This window comes from Deinococcus metallilatus, from assembly GCF_004758605.1.
GTDB lineage: Bacteria > Deinococcota > Deinococci > Deinococcales > Deinococcaceae > Deinococcus > Deinococcus metallilatus.
Genome location: NZ_CP038512.1, coordinates 2,617,501 through 2,632,090 on the forward strand (window position 1 = coordinate 2,617,501; position 14,590 = coordinate 2,632,090).

Annotated in this window: 18 protein-coding genes (1 of these 18 cut by a window edge); 13 read left to right on the forward strand and 5 right to left on the reverse strand. The window is 69.2% G+C overall.

The window, feature by feature from the left end; translation table 11 throughout:
- The 3 genes from rph to E5F05_RS18765 all read left to right on the forward strand — a co-directional run.
- A protein-coding gene (rph, locus tag E5F05_RS18755; RefSeq protein WP_129120163.1) for a ribonuclease PH crosses the window boundary here: on the forward strand, positions 1-648 show its 3' portion. 66 nt of this gene lie to the left of the window's left edge; the window shows 648 of its 714 coding nt (coding positions 67-714); its start codon lies off the left edge, out of view; its stop codon occupies positions 646-648.
- 74 nt (positions 649-722) lie between these two features.
- Positions 723-1,082, forward strand: coding sequence for a DoxX family protein (locus E5F05_RS18760; protein ID WP_129120164.1), 360 nt, complete (start codon positions 723-725; stop codon positions 1,080-1,082).
- 126 nt (positions 1,083-1,208) lie between these two features.
- Positions 1,209-1,415 (forward strand): hypothetical protein, encoded by a 207-nt coding sequence (locus tag E5F05_RS18765; protein WP_129120165.1) that lies wholly within the window; start codon positions 1,209-1,211, stop codon positions 1,413-1,415.
- Positions 1,416-1,462: 47 nt separating this feature from the next.
- Here E5F05_RS18765 and E5F05_RS18770 read toward each other — a convergent pair whose 3' ends face one another.
- Positions 1,463-2,380 (reverse strand): class I SAM-dependent methyltransferase, encoded by a 918-nt coding sequence (locus E5F05_RS18770; RefSeq protein ID WP_164973558.1) that lies wholly within the window; start codon positions 2,378-2,380, stop codon positions 1,463-1,465.
- A gap of 71 nt (positions 2,381-2,451) precedes the next feature.
- Between E5F05_RS18770 and E5F05_RS18775 the strand changes: the two genes are divergently transcribed.
- Entirely contained in the window at positions 2,452-3,204 is a 753-nt protein-coding gene (locus E5F05_RS18775) for a metallophosphoesterase family protein (RefSeq protein ID WP_129120238.1), read from the forward strand.
- A gap of 101 nt (positions 3,205-3,305) precedes the next feature.
- Here the strand turns inward: E5F05_RS18775 and trmB are convergent, their stop codons facing one another.
- The 4 genes from trmB to E5F05_RS18795 are packed head-to-tail and all read right to left on the reverse strand — an operon-like array spanning position 3,306 to position 6,387.
- Entirely contained in the window at positions 3,306-4,301 is a 996-nt protein-coding gene (trmB, locus tag E5F05_RS18780; RefSeq protein WP_129120167.1) for a tRNA (guanine(46)-N(7))-methyltransferase TrmB, read from the reverse strand.
- Complete coding sequence (locus tag E5F05_RS18785) at positions 4,298-5,041, reverse strand: FAD-dependent oxidoreductase (RefSeq protein ID WP_129120168.1); 744 nt, start codon at positions 5,039-5,041, stop codon at positions 4,298-4,300. Before E5F05_RS18785 ends, trmB begins: the two co-directional genes overlap by 4 nt.
- Positions 5,042-5,101: 60 nt before the next feature.
- Positions 5,102-6,097, reverse strand: a complete 996-nt coding sequence (locus E5F05_RS18790) for a ComEC/Rec2 family competence protein (protein WP_164973559.1) — start codon at positions 6,095-6,097, stop codon at positions 5,102-5,104.
- Positions 6,094-6,387 (reverse strand): DUF3006 domain-containing protein, encoded by a 294-nt coding sequence (locus E5F05_RS18795; RefSeq protein ID WP_241687234.1) that lies wholly within the window; start codon positions 6,385-6,387, stop codon positions 6,094-6,096. Before E5F05_RS18795 ends, E5F05_RS18790 begins: the two co-directional genes overlap by 4 nt.
- 68 nt (positions 6,388-6,455) lie before the next feature.
- Between E5F05_RS18795 and E5F05_RS18800 the strand changes: the two genes are divergently transcribed.
- From E5F05_RS18800 to E5F05_RS18840, 9 genes are all read left to right on the forward strand, one after another.
- Complete coding sequence (locus E5F05_RS18800) at positions 6,456-7,022, forward strand: GNAT family N-acetyltransferase (RefSeq protein WP_129120170.1); 567 nt, start codon at positions 6,456-6,458, stop codon at positions 7,020-7,022.
- Between the two features lie 132 nt (positions 7,023-7,154).
- Positions 7,155-8,549 (forward strand): TldD/PmbA family protein, encoded by a 1,395-nt coding sequence (locus tag E5F05_RS18805; protein ID WP_129120171.1) that lies wholly within the window; start codon positions 7,155-7,157, stop codon positions 8,547-8,549.
- The gene (locus tag E5F05_RS18810; RefSeq protein WP_129120172.1) at positions 8,546-9,898 is read left to right on the forward strand and encodes a TldD/PmbA family protein; all 1,353 of its coding nucleotides are present in this window, start codon (positions 8,546-8,548) and stop codon (positions 9,896-9,898) included. Before E5F05_RS18805 ends, E5F05_RS18810 begins: the two co-directional genes overlap by 4 nt.
- Positions 9,899-9,950: 52 nt before the next feature.
- Positions 9,951-11,114, forward strand: coding sequence for a calcium/proton exchanger (gene cax / locus E5F05_RS18815; protein ID WP_129120173.1), 1,164 nt, complete (start codon positions 9,951-9,953; stop codon positions 11,112-11,114).
- 128 nt (positions 11,115-11,242) lie between these two features.
- The gene (gene mqnE / locus E5F05_RS18820) at positions 11,243-12,373 is read left to right on the forward strand and encodes an aminofutalosine synthase MqnE (RefSeq protein ID WP_129120174.1); all 1,131 of its coding nucleotides are present in this window, start codon (positions 11,243-11,245) and stop codon (positions 12,371-12,373) included.
- A 1-nt stretch (position 12,374) separates the two neighbouring features.
- A complete protein-coding gene (locus E5F05_RS18825) occupies positions 12,375-12,713 on the forward strand; it encodes a nuclear transport factor 2 family protein (protein WP_129120175.1) in 339 nt (112 codons plus the stop codon).
- Positions 12,714-12,813: 100 nt separating this feature from the next.
- On the forward strand, positions 12,814-13,698 hold the full coding sequence (locus tag E5F05_RS18830) for a menaquinone biosynthetic enzyme MqnA/MqnD family protein (protein WP_129120176.1): 885 nt from the start codon (positions 12,814-12,816) through the stop codon (positions 13,696-13,698).
- Positions 13,695-14,180 carry a DinB family protein gene (locus E5F05_RS18835; RefSeq protein WP_129120177.1) on the forward strand — a complete coding sequence of 162 codons (486 nt, stop codon included), beginning with the start codon at positions 13,695-13,697 and terminating at the stop codon, positions 14,178-14,180. Before E5F05_RS18830 ends, E5F05_RS18835 begins: the two co-directional genes overlap by 4 nt.
- Positions 14,170-14,538, forward strand: coding sequence for an MGMT family protein (locus E5F05_RS18840; RefSeq protein ID WP_241687235.1), 369 nt, complete (start codon positions 14,170-14,172; stop codon positions 14,536-14,538). The genes E5F05_RS18835 and E5F05_RS18840 overlap by 11 nt, the downstream gene beginning before the upstream one ends.
- The last annotated feature ends 52 nt before the right edge of the window (positions 14,539-14,590 follow it).

Genomic DNA, 14,590 nt, shown 5'->3' on the forward strand with positions numbered 1-14,590 from the left:
GTGAACCCGCACGCGCCCGGCAGCGCCCACCTCAAGCTGGGGCGCACCGAGATTCTCGCCACCGTCAGCGTAGAGGACAAACCCGCGCCCCACATGCGCGGCAAGAAGGAAGGCTGGCTGACCGCCGAATACGCCATGCTGCCCCGCGCGACCACCGACCGCCAGGCCCGCGAACGCAACCTCCAGAACGGCCGCCGCCACGAGATTCAGCGCCTGCTGGGCCGCGCGCTCCGGGCCAGCCTCGACCTGCGCCACTTCCGCAACCAGACGCTCTATGTGGACTGCGACGTGCTGGTCGCGGACGGGGGGACGCGGGTCGCCAGTGTCCTGGCCGGATATGCCGCCCTGCACGACTTCGCGGACCGGCTGATCCACGCCGGGAAACTCAGCGAATGGCCCCTCGCGCACGCGGTCGGCGCGGCCAGCGTCGGGCTCATCGGTGACGAACTGCGCGTGGACCTCGACTACGCCGAGGACAAGGTCGCCCGCGCCGACCTGAACGTGGTCGCCACCGACGCGGGCCTGCTGATCGAGGCCCAGGGCGGCGCGGAGGAAGGCCCGATCACCCACGCCGAGTACGTCCGCCTGCTCACGGCGGGGGTGGAGGCGGTGGGCGCACTGCTCCGGGAACTGCACCGGCAATTGTAGGAATTGGAGGAAGCGGTCAGGGGTGATCTGCCTTCTGCCCTCTGTTACACTTCCCCCACCCCAAGGAGGCAGGCATGAGCGTGACGGGCTTTATTGGACGGGCACTCCTCGCGAGCATCTTCATCAAAAGCGGCATGGACCACCTTCAGAACCCCGACCCCATCGTGCGGGCGGCACGGGGGGCGGAGATTCCCGAACCGGAACTGGCGGTGAAGGTCAACAGCGCCGTGATGCTGGGCGCCGGGGCGATGCTGGCCCTGGGCGTCGCGCCGCGTCTGGCCAGTACAGCCCTCGCGGTCAGCCTGGTGCCCACGACGGCCATCGGCCACCCCTTCTGGGACAAACAGGGGCCGGAGCGGCGGCAGCAGCAGACGCAATTCATGAAGAATCTGGCGCTGTTCGGGGCGCTGCTGGCGATTGGCAGCCGGAAGTAGGGAGGAAGCCGTCAGCTCTCAGCCGTCAGCGGTCAGCAGGCCCCGGCTGGGGGCTTTTTGCTGGAGGTTAAAGGCAGGTAGGGACGCCCGGGCCGTTCGCCTCACCTGGGGCCGGGAAGATGGGGCATGGCTGACACGAAACGTGAGGATTACCTGGACGAAAGCGACCTCGACCAGAACACGGTGATCGAGGAAGGCATGCAGGGTGCCACCGGGGACATGGACGCGGACGGGCTGGAGAAGAACTTCGACCGGCAGGAGAAGCTAAGCGAACTGCGGGAGAACCTTCAGGACGTGACGGCACCGCAAGAGGACCAGCGGGGCAACGCCTGACGCGCGAGGTCCTGGCCTTCAGAACCCCGTCCCGCGCGTTCCTCCCCTCAGAGTTCCAGATCGCCCGGCGTGGGCAACTTCGCCGGAATCGCCGTCACCAGCACCTCATACTTGCCCGTCACGAACACCTTGAAGCCGTGCTTCTGGAGGCCCCGGTGGGCGGCGGTCACGTCGGCGGTGAGCAGGCTGAGGTCGGGGCGCGCGAAGTTCCGCAACCGGGCGCCGTAGCTGAGGAAGCCGTCGCGGTAGCGGGCGTTCGGAAAGCCCAGGATCAGGCCACCCGTGGGCGTGAGATGGTCGCGCCGCAGGGCGCGCAGCAGCACGTCCTGGCGGATGCTGGGGCTTTGCAGCAGACTGAGGGCCAGCACGAGGTCGAAGCGGCCCAGGTCCGGGGCCGGGAGGGTGGTCACGTCCAGCACGCGGAAGCTCGCGTGGGGATGCCGGGCGCGGGCCGCCGCCAGGGCCGTCTCGTCTAGGTCCACGCCCACCACCTCGAAGGTCCGGTTGGGAAAGGCGAGCGCCAGGGCGTCCAGCTCACGGCCCGCATTCACGCCCAGAGCCAGCACGCGCCCGCCTGCCGGGGGGTTCACGCGCCGCAGGGCCTCCACCAGCGTGAATAGGAACACCGGGTCTTCCAGCTTGTCGACCCGCACCCAGGCACCCGCCGCGCCGTAGCCGTCCGCATCAGGAGCCGGGGCGTCTTTGTACGTCCGCAACCGCACCCTGACCCGCCCCTCCCCCACCCGCTCCGGCGTGAGCAGGTGCGCGCCCAGCAGGTCCGCGAGGTCAGCCCAGGTCTGCCACGGGCGGTGAATGCCCTGCGCGGTCGTCTCGCCCGCATAGAGGCCCAGGCCCGCGTCCGGGTCGGGAACAGTGAAGTTGACCTCCCCCGCTTCAGTGAGGGCGGCGCGCACGGCGGGGAGAATCACGCTGAGGGGTTCGTGGGTGAAGTGGAGGTGGGGCACAACCTGTACAAGGTAGGGTCTATGCGACTGTCTTCGCGCGAGCTTGCCCACAGGTGCGGGTAGATTGGGCCGTGCCTTCGGACCTCAGCATTGCCATCCTCACGGACGCACACGGGAATGCGTTTGCCCTTGAAGCGGTCATACAGGACATCCGGCATCATTCGCCGGACGTCATCGTGAACCTCGGGGATCAGGTGTGGGGACAGGCGGACCCGGTTGGGGCGCTCATGCTCCAGCGGGCACTGGGCGCGGTCGAGGTTCGCGGCAACAACGACGAGCGGCTCGTCACGCCTGCCGCAGAACTCCACCCGCAACTCGCGCGCTTGCAGGCATGGCTGGCGGAACAGCTCCCACGCGCGGAACTTGAGCGGATCGCGACGTTACCGACCACAGCGAGTCTTGTGCATGGTGCGGTTCTCGCTGCCCACGGTACACCCGCGACACCCTGGGACAGTCTCTTGCTCAGTTGGGACGGCTCAGGGTATGTACGTCGCCCAGAACATGAGATCCGCGAGCGGCTCAATGTTGCGGCAGCGACGGAGGTCGTCCTCGTCGGGCACATGCACCGTGAGGACGTTCGTAGCGTTGACGGCTGCCTGCTGGTGAGCGTGGGGCCAGTGTCGTCGCAGGGAGACGGGGACCCGCGGGCACGCTGGGCACTCCTGACCCGACGTGGGGGGCGCTGGCAGATGGAGGCGCGCCGCGTTGAATACGACTGGGACGCGGCGGCTTCGTGGGAACGCGAACACGGCCCGCTTGAGGACGCGGTGAACCACGCCTGCCCACCGAACCTGGAAATGCGTGACTTCAACGGACGCGCGTGACCTTGTGGCTGACAACCTTACGCACAGCATAGCGCATCTCGTAAAAAAGGCCGAACGGGAAGGTCACGGAACCGGGGCAGCTCGTAGACGATGTTTGAAGCTCAGTACCCCCGGTGCCGCACCACCGCCCCCTGCCCTTCCAGCCAGTCCGTCACCACGCCCACCGCTGCCTTCACCCCCGGCGTGATGATGGGGCCGCCGAACCGGGCGAGGCGGACAAGGTGGCTGCCGTCTTCCCGCCCGGTGATGCCGATCAGGACTTCCTGCGTCAGTTCGCCTTCCACCACATGCGCCAGCACCACCCAGCCGTCTTGCTTGAGGCTGCGGTACAGATCGAGCAGGACGACGGTCCACCCCGCCGGGTCCTCGCGGGTCTGGCCGCCGCGTGCGGTGTGCTTCTGAAAGGCGCTGGGGTCGAAGGCCGGGGGCAGGGTCAGGATGGCGTGGGGCACGGCGGGGGAATCCTCCGAATCAGGGTAACGGGCGAGGGTGCCGTGCGGCACGTGGGGGTGCCGCGTCGGGACGAAACGGGCATGGTGGGCCCCCAGCCCCAGGTCGCGCCATTTCAGGGCGTACTTGGTTTCGAGCGCGGCGGGCGGCGGGTCGGTGAGTTCCACCCGCATCACGCCGCTTGCCTCGGCCTCCCGGCAGGCGAACTCGAAATACTCGTCGTGGTCGGTGGTGAAGAGGACGGCCCCGCCGGGTTTCAGGCGGCTGGCGGCCAGGCGGAAGAAGGGCGCGCGCAGCAGGCGGTGTTCCTCGTGTCCGGCCTTGGGCCAGGGGTCGGGAAAGTTCACCACGATGGCGTCCAGCGCGGCTGAAGGCACCACCTCGCGGATCAGGGGCGCAGCGGGCAGCTTGGTCAGCACGGCATTGGTCAGGCCCGCCGCCCGCAGTCGCCGCTCGGCCTTGAGGAGCGAGACGCCGCTGATCTCCACACCAAGGTAATTGGGCGCTTCGGGAAAAGTCGCCGCGTAGTGCGGCCAGAAGCGCCCGTCGCCAAAGCCGACCTCCAGCACCCAGGGCCGCCCCGGCGTGTCCGGGTACAGGCGCGCGGCGCTGTCGGGGAAGTGGAAGTCCGAGAGGCGGGAGATCATGCCTCTCCCCCCACCAGTTCGTCCGCCAGCCGCGCAGCATCCTCCAGCACACTCGTATAGGTGTGGTCACCCGGCGTGCAGCGGCCCAGCGCGTACACCCGCCCGAAGCGCGCGAGGCGGAAGCCCGCGAGTTCTGACGGGGCGGGCGTCAGGAAACGCACGTCGTAGGGCGGCGCCCCCTCCACCCCGGCGGCAGTCTGCTCGCCCCCGATCAGCCACACGCCCGAACGGGCCAGGTCGTCGGCCAGGAAGTCGTAGGCGACCTCGGAGAGCCGCCCGGCCTCCTCCAGCGTGTCCCCGATCAGCAGGCGGCCTTTCAGGAACGCGCCGACGGCCAGCACTGCCACACGGGCGTGCAGTTCCGGCCCCTCCCAGGTGGAGAGCGTCACCTGACCGTCCGCCTCGTCCAGCTCGGTGACGGTGCTTTGCAGCAGGTGAATGCCCGCCGCCCGCTCGACCTCTGCCTTGAGATGGCGGTGGAAGGTCCAGCCGTCGGTGGCGGGGGCCAGTTGGGCGGCGACCCGGGCGAAGAGGCTACCCACCGGAAAGGCCGCGCCGTCAACAGTGGGCTGATAAAGGTTGCCGAGGTGATCGAGCGCCTGCGACACCAGCAGCACGTCCCGCCCGGCCCGCGCAAGTCGCCAGGCCAGTTCCGTGCCCGCGAGGCCCGCGCCGACCACCGCCACATCATACAGATGCCCCGGCTGCGGCTGGCTGCGGGGCCTAAGAGGTCCGAACATCAGGGGGGAAGTTTAACGCAGCGGGCAGAACGCAGGGGGCAAAGGAAACGGCGCTCTGCCTCACCGGTCCGTCGTCACCGTGTATTTCCCGTCCCCGCTGCCCATGAACGTCACCGTGCCCTGCTGGTCGGTGCGGTAGATGCGGATACCGTTCTGCTTGTAGAGGTCCAGGGCCTTCTGGGTGGGGTGGCCGTAGTTGTTCTCCCCAACGCTGATGACGACGTTTTCGGGGCGGACGACGGCGAGCCAGGACTGGTTGTCCCCGTTGGCGGCGCCGTGGTGGATGCTCTTGTAGACCTGGAAGGGACCATGGATATCGGCGCGGTTCTCGGCCAGCCAGGCGGCCGTCTCGGGCGTCTCGCTGTCGCCGGTCATCAGGGCGTGGAAGTCCCCGAAGTCGAGGCGGATGCCCACGCTGTTGTCGTTCTGGTCACTCCCCATTCCGGCGGGCGGGGCGATCACCCGCACCTTCACGCTGCCCAGGTTGATGACCTGATTGTTGGCCTTCTGGAAGGTGGTCCCGGCCTTTTCCAGCGCGTCCGCCAGCCGTTTCCAGGTCTGCGTGGTGCCCGCTATCCCGTTGTTGATGAAGAGCGTCGGTTTGGCCTGCTCGGCGGCCGGGATCAGCCCGGTGATGTGGTCCGCGTCGGCATGGCTGGCGACCATCAGGTCCAGGTGGTCCACGCCGTAGGTTTGCAGGTAGTCCTGCATCTTGCTGGTGCTGCGGCCGCCGTCGTACAGCAGGGTCTTGCCCTCGGGGCTGCGGACCAGCACGGCGTCGCCCTGGCCGACATCCAGAAAACGGACCGTCACCTGTCCGCCGGGCTGCCCGGTCTTCTCGTCCCCACCCTTCTTGTCGCCGCCGAACGCGCAGGCCGCGAGGCTCGCCGTCAGCGCCAGCACCAGCAGGCCGAGCAGGTCCGAGGAGCTGGGGCCGCGCCGGGAGTTGGGCAGGGGCCGCCCGTCCTTCTTGCCGGATGGGGCGCGGGAGGCGGCTTTGCGGGCCGGGGCTTTCTTTTCGGGCGCCTTGCGGGCGGGGGTCTTTTTCTGGCTCACAGGTTGATCTCCTCACCGTCTTCGGCGGGCTGGTTCAGCGCGTCGAGGCGGCGCTGGGCACGCTCCCGCCGGGCGCGGGTTTCTTCGGGCAGCACCCGCACCGTCACGCCGTCGGGGCCGTCCTGCACCGCCAGCACGTCCCCTTCCCGCACGCCTTCGGGCAGGGCGTGGAGCGGCAGGTCGAAGGTGCGCCCGTCTTCCCGTTCCACCCGCGCGACCCGGCCATGCGGCCCGTCCTCGATGCCGTCCACCGTCCAGCGTTCCCGCGGTCCTTGCTCGCCGTCCTTCACGCCTCTAGCGTAGCGCGCCGCCGCGATTCTGTTGCCATGCCACACTGCTGTCATGCCACACTGCGGGGATGCACCACGACCTCACCCTGCGAGACGGCGATCTCCGGCTGCGACCCCTGACCGAAGCGGACATTCCGGCGCTGTGCGCGCTGGCGCAGGACTGCGCGGAGGAGTTGCGGCTGATGGGGTCGCCCCCCAGTTCACCCGCCTACTATCAGGCCGCGCTGGACGCCAACGACCAGATGCCCTTCGTGATTGAGGTCGGCGGCGAACTGGCCGGAAGCACCCGCTACGGCGACATCCGCGCCGCGCATAGTGGGCTGGAGATCGGGTGGACCTGGCTGCATCCGCGCTGGCACGGCTCGGGCGCGAACCGGCGGATGAAGCGGCTGCTGCTGGCCCACGCCTTTGAGGAGATGGGCATGGAGCGGGTGCAGCTCAAGACCGACCTCCTGAATACGCGCAGCCAGCGGGCCATCGAGAAACTCGGCGCGGTGCGCGAGGGCGTGCTGCGGCGGCATATCCGGCGGCCGGACGGCACCATGCGTGACACCGTGATGTACTCGGTGACGCGGGAGGACTGGCCCGGGGTGCGGGCGCGGCTGGACACGCCGCCTCTCAGCGAAATGGCCTAGCCGGGCAAGTGACGTGGCAGGCGGGGCGGGGGCAGGGCAGAATGCGGGGCGAACTGAGTTTTCCCTTCCCCCTGGCCCTCTCACACCCGGCCCGCCCGCGCTCCCATCAGGGTGCGGCCCTCAGGAGAACCGATGCTGAGTCAGACCCTGGCCGCCGAAGTCCTGTCCCTCGCCCGCAGGGGCGGGGCCGACTTCGCGGAACTGTTCGCCGAAGACACCCTGACGACCACCCTGCGGCTGCACCAGGGGGAGGTGAAGGACGCCGGGGGCGGCAACCTGTTCGGCGCGGGGCTGAGGCTGCTGTACGGCACCCGGGTGGTCTACGCCTACACCAACGACGTGACGCCGACGGGCCTGCGCGACCTGGCCGATCAGGTGGCACGCGCCCGGGGCGGGGCAGGCGAGACGACCCGTGAGGGAACAGGCGGGCTGGACTTCCGCCGGGTGGACGCCGCGCCCCTGTACGTGGCCCGCGAGCACCCCCTCCACGCGGCCAAACGCGACAAGCTCGCCCTGATGCGGCGGGCACACGGCGCGGCGGCAGGCGTCGGGGACGTCAAGACGGTGGACGTGAACTACCTCGACCGCGTGCAGCGCGTATTGATCGCCAACTCCGAGGGCGTGTGGGCCGAAGACGAGCGGGTGTGGACGCGGCTGACGGTGAGCGCCATCGCGCAGGACGGCACGCTGCGTGAGACGGGGTCTTACGGGCCGGGCGCGGGGCAGGGCCTGGAGTTCTTCGAGACGGCAACGCCCGAGCAGATCGGCGCGGAGGCGGCCCGGATCGCCAACGCGATGCTGCGCGCCGGATACGCGCCCGCCGGAAAACTCCCGGTCGTGATCGGCAACGAGTTCGGCGGGGTGATCTTCCACGAGGCCTGCGGGCACATTCTGGAGACGACCGCCGTCGAGAAGAACGCCAGCGTCTTCGCGGACAAACTGGGCGAGAAGATCGCGCACGAGTCGGTCACCGCCATCGACGACGGCACCATCCCCGGTGCCTGGGGCATGGTCACGGTGGACGACGAGGGGATGCCCGGCGAGCGCACCGTGCTGATCGAGAAGGGCGTGCTGAAGTCCTTCATGGTGGACCGGGTGGGCAGCCTCAAGACCGGCTACGCGCGCACCGGCAGCGGCAGGCGGCAGAACTATACCTTCGCGCCCGCCAGCCGGATGCGCTCGACCTTCATCGACAACGGCCAGGAGACGCCCGAGAGCCTGATCTCCGGCGTGAAGCGCGGTATCTACGCCCGCAAGATGGGCGGCGGCAGCGTGACGCCCGGTACCGGCGACTACAACTTCGCCGTGCAGGAGGCGTACATGATCCGCGACGGGCAGGTGGCCGAGCCGCTCAAGGGAGCCTCGCTGGTCGGGAACGGCGCGCAGGACCTCCGCAACATCGTGGGCGTGGCGGGCGACCTCGCGCTGGGGCAGGGCATGTGCGGCAGCGTGTCCGGCAGCCTCCCGACCGACGTGGGCCAGCCGCACATCCTGATCTCGGAAATCACCGTGGGAGGCCGCGCATGACCCAGACCGAGCAGCTCAGCATCGCGGACGCCCGCGCCTACCTGCTGGACCGCGCCCGCGAGCGCGGCGTGACGCTGGAGGTGTACGGGGAACGCGGGACCAGCACCAGCGTGGAGGCGTTCGGCGGCGAGGTCAGCGAGTTCAAGCTCGAAGCCCGGCAGGGCGTGGCGCTGCGGGTGCTGGTGAAGGGCGCCTGGGGCCACAGCTTCACCGAGAACCTCTCCCGGCCCGCGCTGGACCGTGCCCTGGACAGCGCCATCGAGAACGCCGAACTGGTCGCGCCCGAACCCGGCGCGGGCCTGGTCGCCTGGCCGGAGCCGCCTGCCCTCGACCTCTACGGCGAGGGCCTCAGCGGCGTGAGCGTCGAGCAGAAGGTGCAGGTGGCGCTCGATCTCGACCGCGCGGCGCGGGAGGCCGACCCGCGCGTGGTGAGCGTGCCCTACGGCGGCTATCAGGACAGTGACAGCCAGCGTCTCGTCGGCAACACGGCGGGCCTCAGCCGCGAGGCGCGTCAGCTCTATGCCCTGCACTACACGGCGCCGCTGGTCAGCGAGGGCGGCCAGAACAAGATGAAGCCCGACTGGCAGTTCACCCGCGAGTTCACCGAACTCGACCCCACCCGCACGGCCCTCTCGGCGGTGGAGAAGGCGCTGGCCCTGCTGGGTGCCCGGCCCGCCCCCAGCGGCACCTTCCCGGCAGTCATCAGCGGCGAGTGCCTGGCCGAACTGCTGGCGCTCTTCGCAGGCATGTTCAGCGGCAAGATGGTCGAGGAGGGCAAGAGTCCGCTGGCGGGTCGCCTGGGCGAGCCGGTGGCGAGTCCCCTGGTCACCCTGCGCGACGACCCCACGCCGGTGCGCGGCCTGAACTCCCGCGCTTTCGACGCGGAGGGCTGCCCCAGCGTGCCCCTCACGCTGATCGAGGGCGGCAGACTCAGCGCCTTCATGCACAACGCGCAGACCGCCGCCCGCGCGGGAACCGTCAGCACCGGACACGCCGCGCGCCAGGGCCTTCAGGGCACGGTGGGCGTGGCCCCCAGCAACCTGATCCTGCAAGCCGGGGACACGGACGCGGCAGCCCTCGCCTCCGGCCTCACGGGGGTGCGGCTGACCGGCGTGTCGGGCGGCCATGCGGGCGCGAATCCCATCACCGGGGACTTCTCGCTGCAAGCCGAGGGCTTCTGGTTGGAAGACGGCGTGACGGCGTATCCGCTGGAGGTCTTCACGGTCGCCGGGAACATCCTCGACCTGCTGGCGGGGATCGAGGCCGTGGGGAACGAGCTGCACGACACCCCCGACGCGGTCAGCGCCCCGGACGTGCGGGTGGGGGCCCTCGCCATCGGCGGGGCGTGAGGGGGCGACAGGTCCGGGCAGCCTGGCCCGGGCTGGCCTATAGACTCACGGCATGATCATGAACCTGCTGCTGGTCTTCCTCCCGATCAGCCTGCTGCTGGAGTATGTGTTTCACGCGCCGCCGCTGTGGGTCTTTGTCACGGCGACGGTCGCGATCATTCCGCTGGCCGACTGGCTCCGCAAGGCCACCGAGCAGGTCGCCGCGCGGGCGGGGCCGACCATCGGCGGCCTGCTGAACGTGACCTTCGGCAATCTGGCGGAGCTGATCATCGCCATCTTCGTGCTGCTGAGCGGCAACGTCACGGTCGTCAAGGCGCAGATCACCGGCAGCATCCTCGGCAACGCGCTGCTGGGGCTGGGCCTCGCCATATTGATCGGCAGTTTTGGCCGCACGCGGCAACAGTTCAGTTGGCGGAACGCCGGGCAGCTCAACTCGATGCTGTTTCTGGTGGTGATCGCGCTGCTGATCCCCGCGCTGTTCGACTACACCGAGCGGCTGCCCGCGTTCCTGGCCGGGAACGAGGGGATCAGAACCAACCTCGACGAGTACCTCAGCCTGGGCGTGGCGCTGGTGCTGATCGTCGTGTACCTCCTGAACCTGGTGTACACGCTGTTCACGCACAAGGACGTGTTCGCGCTGGAGGACGAACCCCACCAGGGGCCGCTGTGGCCGGTCTGGCAGGCCGCCGCCGTGCTGGTGGGCGGCACGGCCCTGATCGCGCTGGAGTCCGAGCTGCTGTCCGGCGCCCTGGAGGCCACCAGCAGCACGCTGGGCCTCAGCCCGTTCTTCCTGGGGATCGTCGTGCTGGCGGTGGTGGGCAACTTCGCGGAGTACATCGCGGGCAGCTACTTCGCGCGGCAGGGCAAGATCGGCCTGGCGATCAACATCGCCGTGGGCGCGACCATTCAGGTGGCCCTCTTCACCGCGCCGCTGCTGGTGCTGATCTCCTTCCTGATCGGCCAGCCGATGAATCTGGTGTTCGCCAGCCCGCTCGAAATGGTCGCCATCGTGGCGGTCGCCCTGACCGTCACCACCGTCACCAAGGACGGCGAGGCCACCTGGTTCGAGGGCGTGCTGCTGCTGGCCGTGTACCTGCTGCTGGCTCTGGCCTTCTACTTCGTGACCCCCAGGCTGGAGGGGGAGCCGACGGCGCTGCGGGGCGGGGTGACCGCCGTGCAGAGCGTTCAGCCGCCCACAGCCGCAACCTCTGGCTGAACCACAACCTCTGGCCGAACGTCCGCAGCCGGGTGGCGCGTTCCTGAAGTGGGACGCGCCGCTCTCTTTTGAGAGCCGGAGGGTTCCCGGGACACTCTCCTGTACCGCGCGGGCGTATCCTGCTCCCCATGAAGTGGCTGCGCGACCCCCTGCTCGCCCCCATCGTCGAGAAGGTGGAGGCAGGCGAGCGCCTCTCGTTTGACGAGGGCATGCGGCTGTACTACACCCGCGACCTGAACGCGCTGATGCGCCTGGCGAACCGGACCAAGGAGCGGCTGCACGGGGACAAGGTGTTTTTCGTCCACTCGATGCGGCTGGAATTCACCAACATCTGCTACGTGGGCTGCACCTTCTGCGCCTTCGCCGCGCGCAAGGGCGAGGAACGCGCCTGGGACTACTCACCGGAGGAAGTGGTCGAGCAGGTGCGGCGGCGCTATCTCCCCGGCATCACCGAGCTGCACATGAGCAGCGGGCACCACCCCAACCACAAGTGGGCCTATTATCCCGAGATGGTGCGGCGGCTGCGCGAGACGTTCCCCGACCTTCAGGTCAAAGCCTTCACGGCGGCGGAAATCGAACACCTCGCCAAGATCAGCAAGATGCCCACGCTGGAGGTGCTGCGCGAACTCCAGGCGGCGGGACTGGCCGCGATGCCGGGCGGCGGGGCGGAAATCTTCGCGGACCGGGTGCGGCGACAGGTGGCGAAGAACAAGGTGAAGGCCGAGAAGTGGCTCCAGATTCACCGCGAGGCGCACTCGCTGGGGATGCGGACGAACGCCACGATGCTCTACGGACATATCGAGACGCTGGAAGAACGGCTCGACCACATGCACCGCCTGCGCGACCTTCAGGACGAGACGGGCGGCTTCCACGCCTTCATCCCGCTCGCCTTCCAGCCGCTCGGCAACACCCTGGCGCAGAACCTCGGCAAGACGGAGTTCACGACCGGCCTGGATGACCTGCGGAACCTGGCGGTGGCGCGCGTGTACCTCGACAACTTCCCGCACATCAAGGGCTACTGGGTGATGATCGGCTCCGAACTCACGCAGGTGAGCCTCGACTGGGGCGTTTCGGACATTGACGGCACCATTCAGGAGGAACACATCGCGCACGCGGCGGGGGCGACCTCCCCGATGGCGCTGTCGCAGGCGGGCATGGTAAAGATGATCCAGCAGGCCGGGCGCCTGCCGGTGCTGCGCGACGCCTACTACAACGAACTGGAGGTTTTCCCCCGCCCGAACGCGGAGGCGGCGGACTAGTGTGCAGGCGGACCTGGACGCTGTCTTGGCGCTGGACGACGCCTGGAACGCTGCCTACCACCACCGGGACCCGGAGTTGATGGCGGGGCTGCTCGCGGAGGACTGGATGGGTTTCTTTCCAGACGGCCAAGTGGCCTTCAAGGCCGACCTGCTGGAAGGCATGCGCCACAACCCCCCGCTGGCCCTGATGTTCGAGCGCCACGCCGCCCACGTCTACGGCAAGACGGCGGTGACGCGCGGCACGCTGTACGGGAACGGCGTGCGGGTACAGAGCTTCCTGCGGGTGTATGCCAAGCGGGGGGGCAAGTGGCGGGCGGTATGCGTGCAGGTGGTGCCGTGAGGGGGCGTGTAGCGCGTGGCTTGTGGCGTATGGACGAGCTTCTGCTCGCGCTTCAGCTTTCGGCTTCTACAAGCCACATGCCACAAGCTAGGAGTGCTCCATGACTTACCAAGCAGGCTGGATTCATTACACCAACGTCGCCCCCATCCTCGACTCGCTAACCCTCCCTGCGGGCGTGACGGCCATCACCGGCGTACCCACCCAGATGAACGCGGCGCTGCTCTCGGGCGAGGTGGATATCGCCAACATCAGCGCGGTGGAGTTCATCCGGCACGCGGACGTGCTGGAGGCGCTGCCGGATTTCAGCGTGGCGGTGCTGGGGCCGGTGTACTCGGTGAACCTCTTTCATACCGTCCCGCTCGAACGCCTGCGGCGGGTGGCCCTGACCCGCCAGAGCGCGATGAGCGTCGCTTTGCTGGAGGTGCTGCTGGCGGCGCGCGGCCTCTCCCCCGCCCTCGAACGCGCGGAAGGCGAGGCCGAGGACCTGCTCGCCTCCGGGTATGACGGCGTGCTGCGGATCGGGGACAGTGCCCTGCGCGAGTGGTACCGGGTGGCTGGACCGCTGACGCCCGAGACGACCATGACGATGCTGCCGCACGAGGGCCGGGGTATCACCGTCACCGATCTGGCCGAGGAGTGGTTCCGGTTGACTGGGCATCCCTTCGTCTTCGCGGTGTGGGCCTACCGCCGTGACAATCCGCCGCCGCCCGCGCTGGTGCAGGCGATGCGGGAGGCGCGGCGGCACGGGATCGGGCATCTGGCGGACGTGGCGGCGCGGCACGCGCGCAAGCTGGGGTTGCCAGAACGGGTGGTGCAGCATTACCTCTGGAACTTCCGCTATCACCTCGAAGCCCCGGATCGCCTGGGGCTGCACGAGTTCGCGGCCCAGGCGGTCCCGGGACACGCGCCGCTGCGCTTCGGGCCGCAGCCGGAGGGCGAAAGGCGACACGTTCTGTCGGCTTCTGCGGGTACGCTGAAACCATGAACCCCGAAACGAGAGCGGTGCTGGAGACGGCGGTGGAGGCGAACAGCCGCGTGAACGACGTCCTGTGCGCCCACCTGACCCCGGAGATGATGCGGGCGCAGATGCCCGGCGGCGGGATGACGGTGGCGCAACATCTGGCCCACATGGCGGGCGTGACGCAGGAGTGGCTCTCCCAACTGGACGAGGAGGCCGCCTCTCCCCTGCCCGTCCTGTACAGCGGCACGCTGTGGGGGAACTTCACCGCGCAGGAAGACCCGGCGCGGGCCGCCGAGGTGCTGCGCGAGGTCTGGACGACCGCCCTGGACACGGCCACGCACGCGGACGGCACCGGCAATCTCTCTCACCCCAGCGCCGCCCAGTTCCTGCTGCACATGCTCACGCACGACGCGCACCACCGGGGCCAGATGCTGCTCGCGCTCAAGGGGAGCAGCTTTCCCCTCCCCGACGAGGACGCGCTGTGGGGGCCGCTGCGTGGCGAGTGAGGCGGGGGCGGGGGAGGCGCAGGGGACCTTCCGCGAGCGCGTGCTGGCGCTGGTCGCCCGCATCCCGCCGGGCCGGGTGATGACCTACGGGCAACTGGCGCTGCTGGCGGGGCAGCCGGGTGCGGCGCGGCAGGCGGGGTATGTGCTGAACACGCTGGCGGGTGGAGGAGAATTGCCCTGGCAACGGGTGATCAACGCGCAGGGCCGCGTCAGCACCCACAAGCTGGGCTTTGGCGACATGCAGGAACGGCTGCTGGAGGCCGAGGGCGTCACCTTCGACGCCTCGGGCCGCTGCGACCTCGCCCGGCTGCAATGGTGGCCCGCAGAAGAGGACGCCCCGCCCGAGCGGCTGCTGTGACGCGGCCTCCGCACAAGCCCACCTAAAGGAACCCGGGGACGGGAAACCCCGC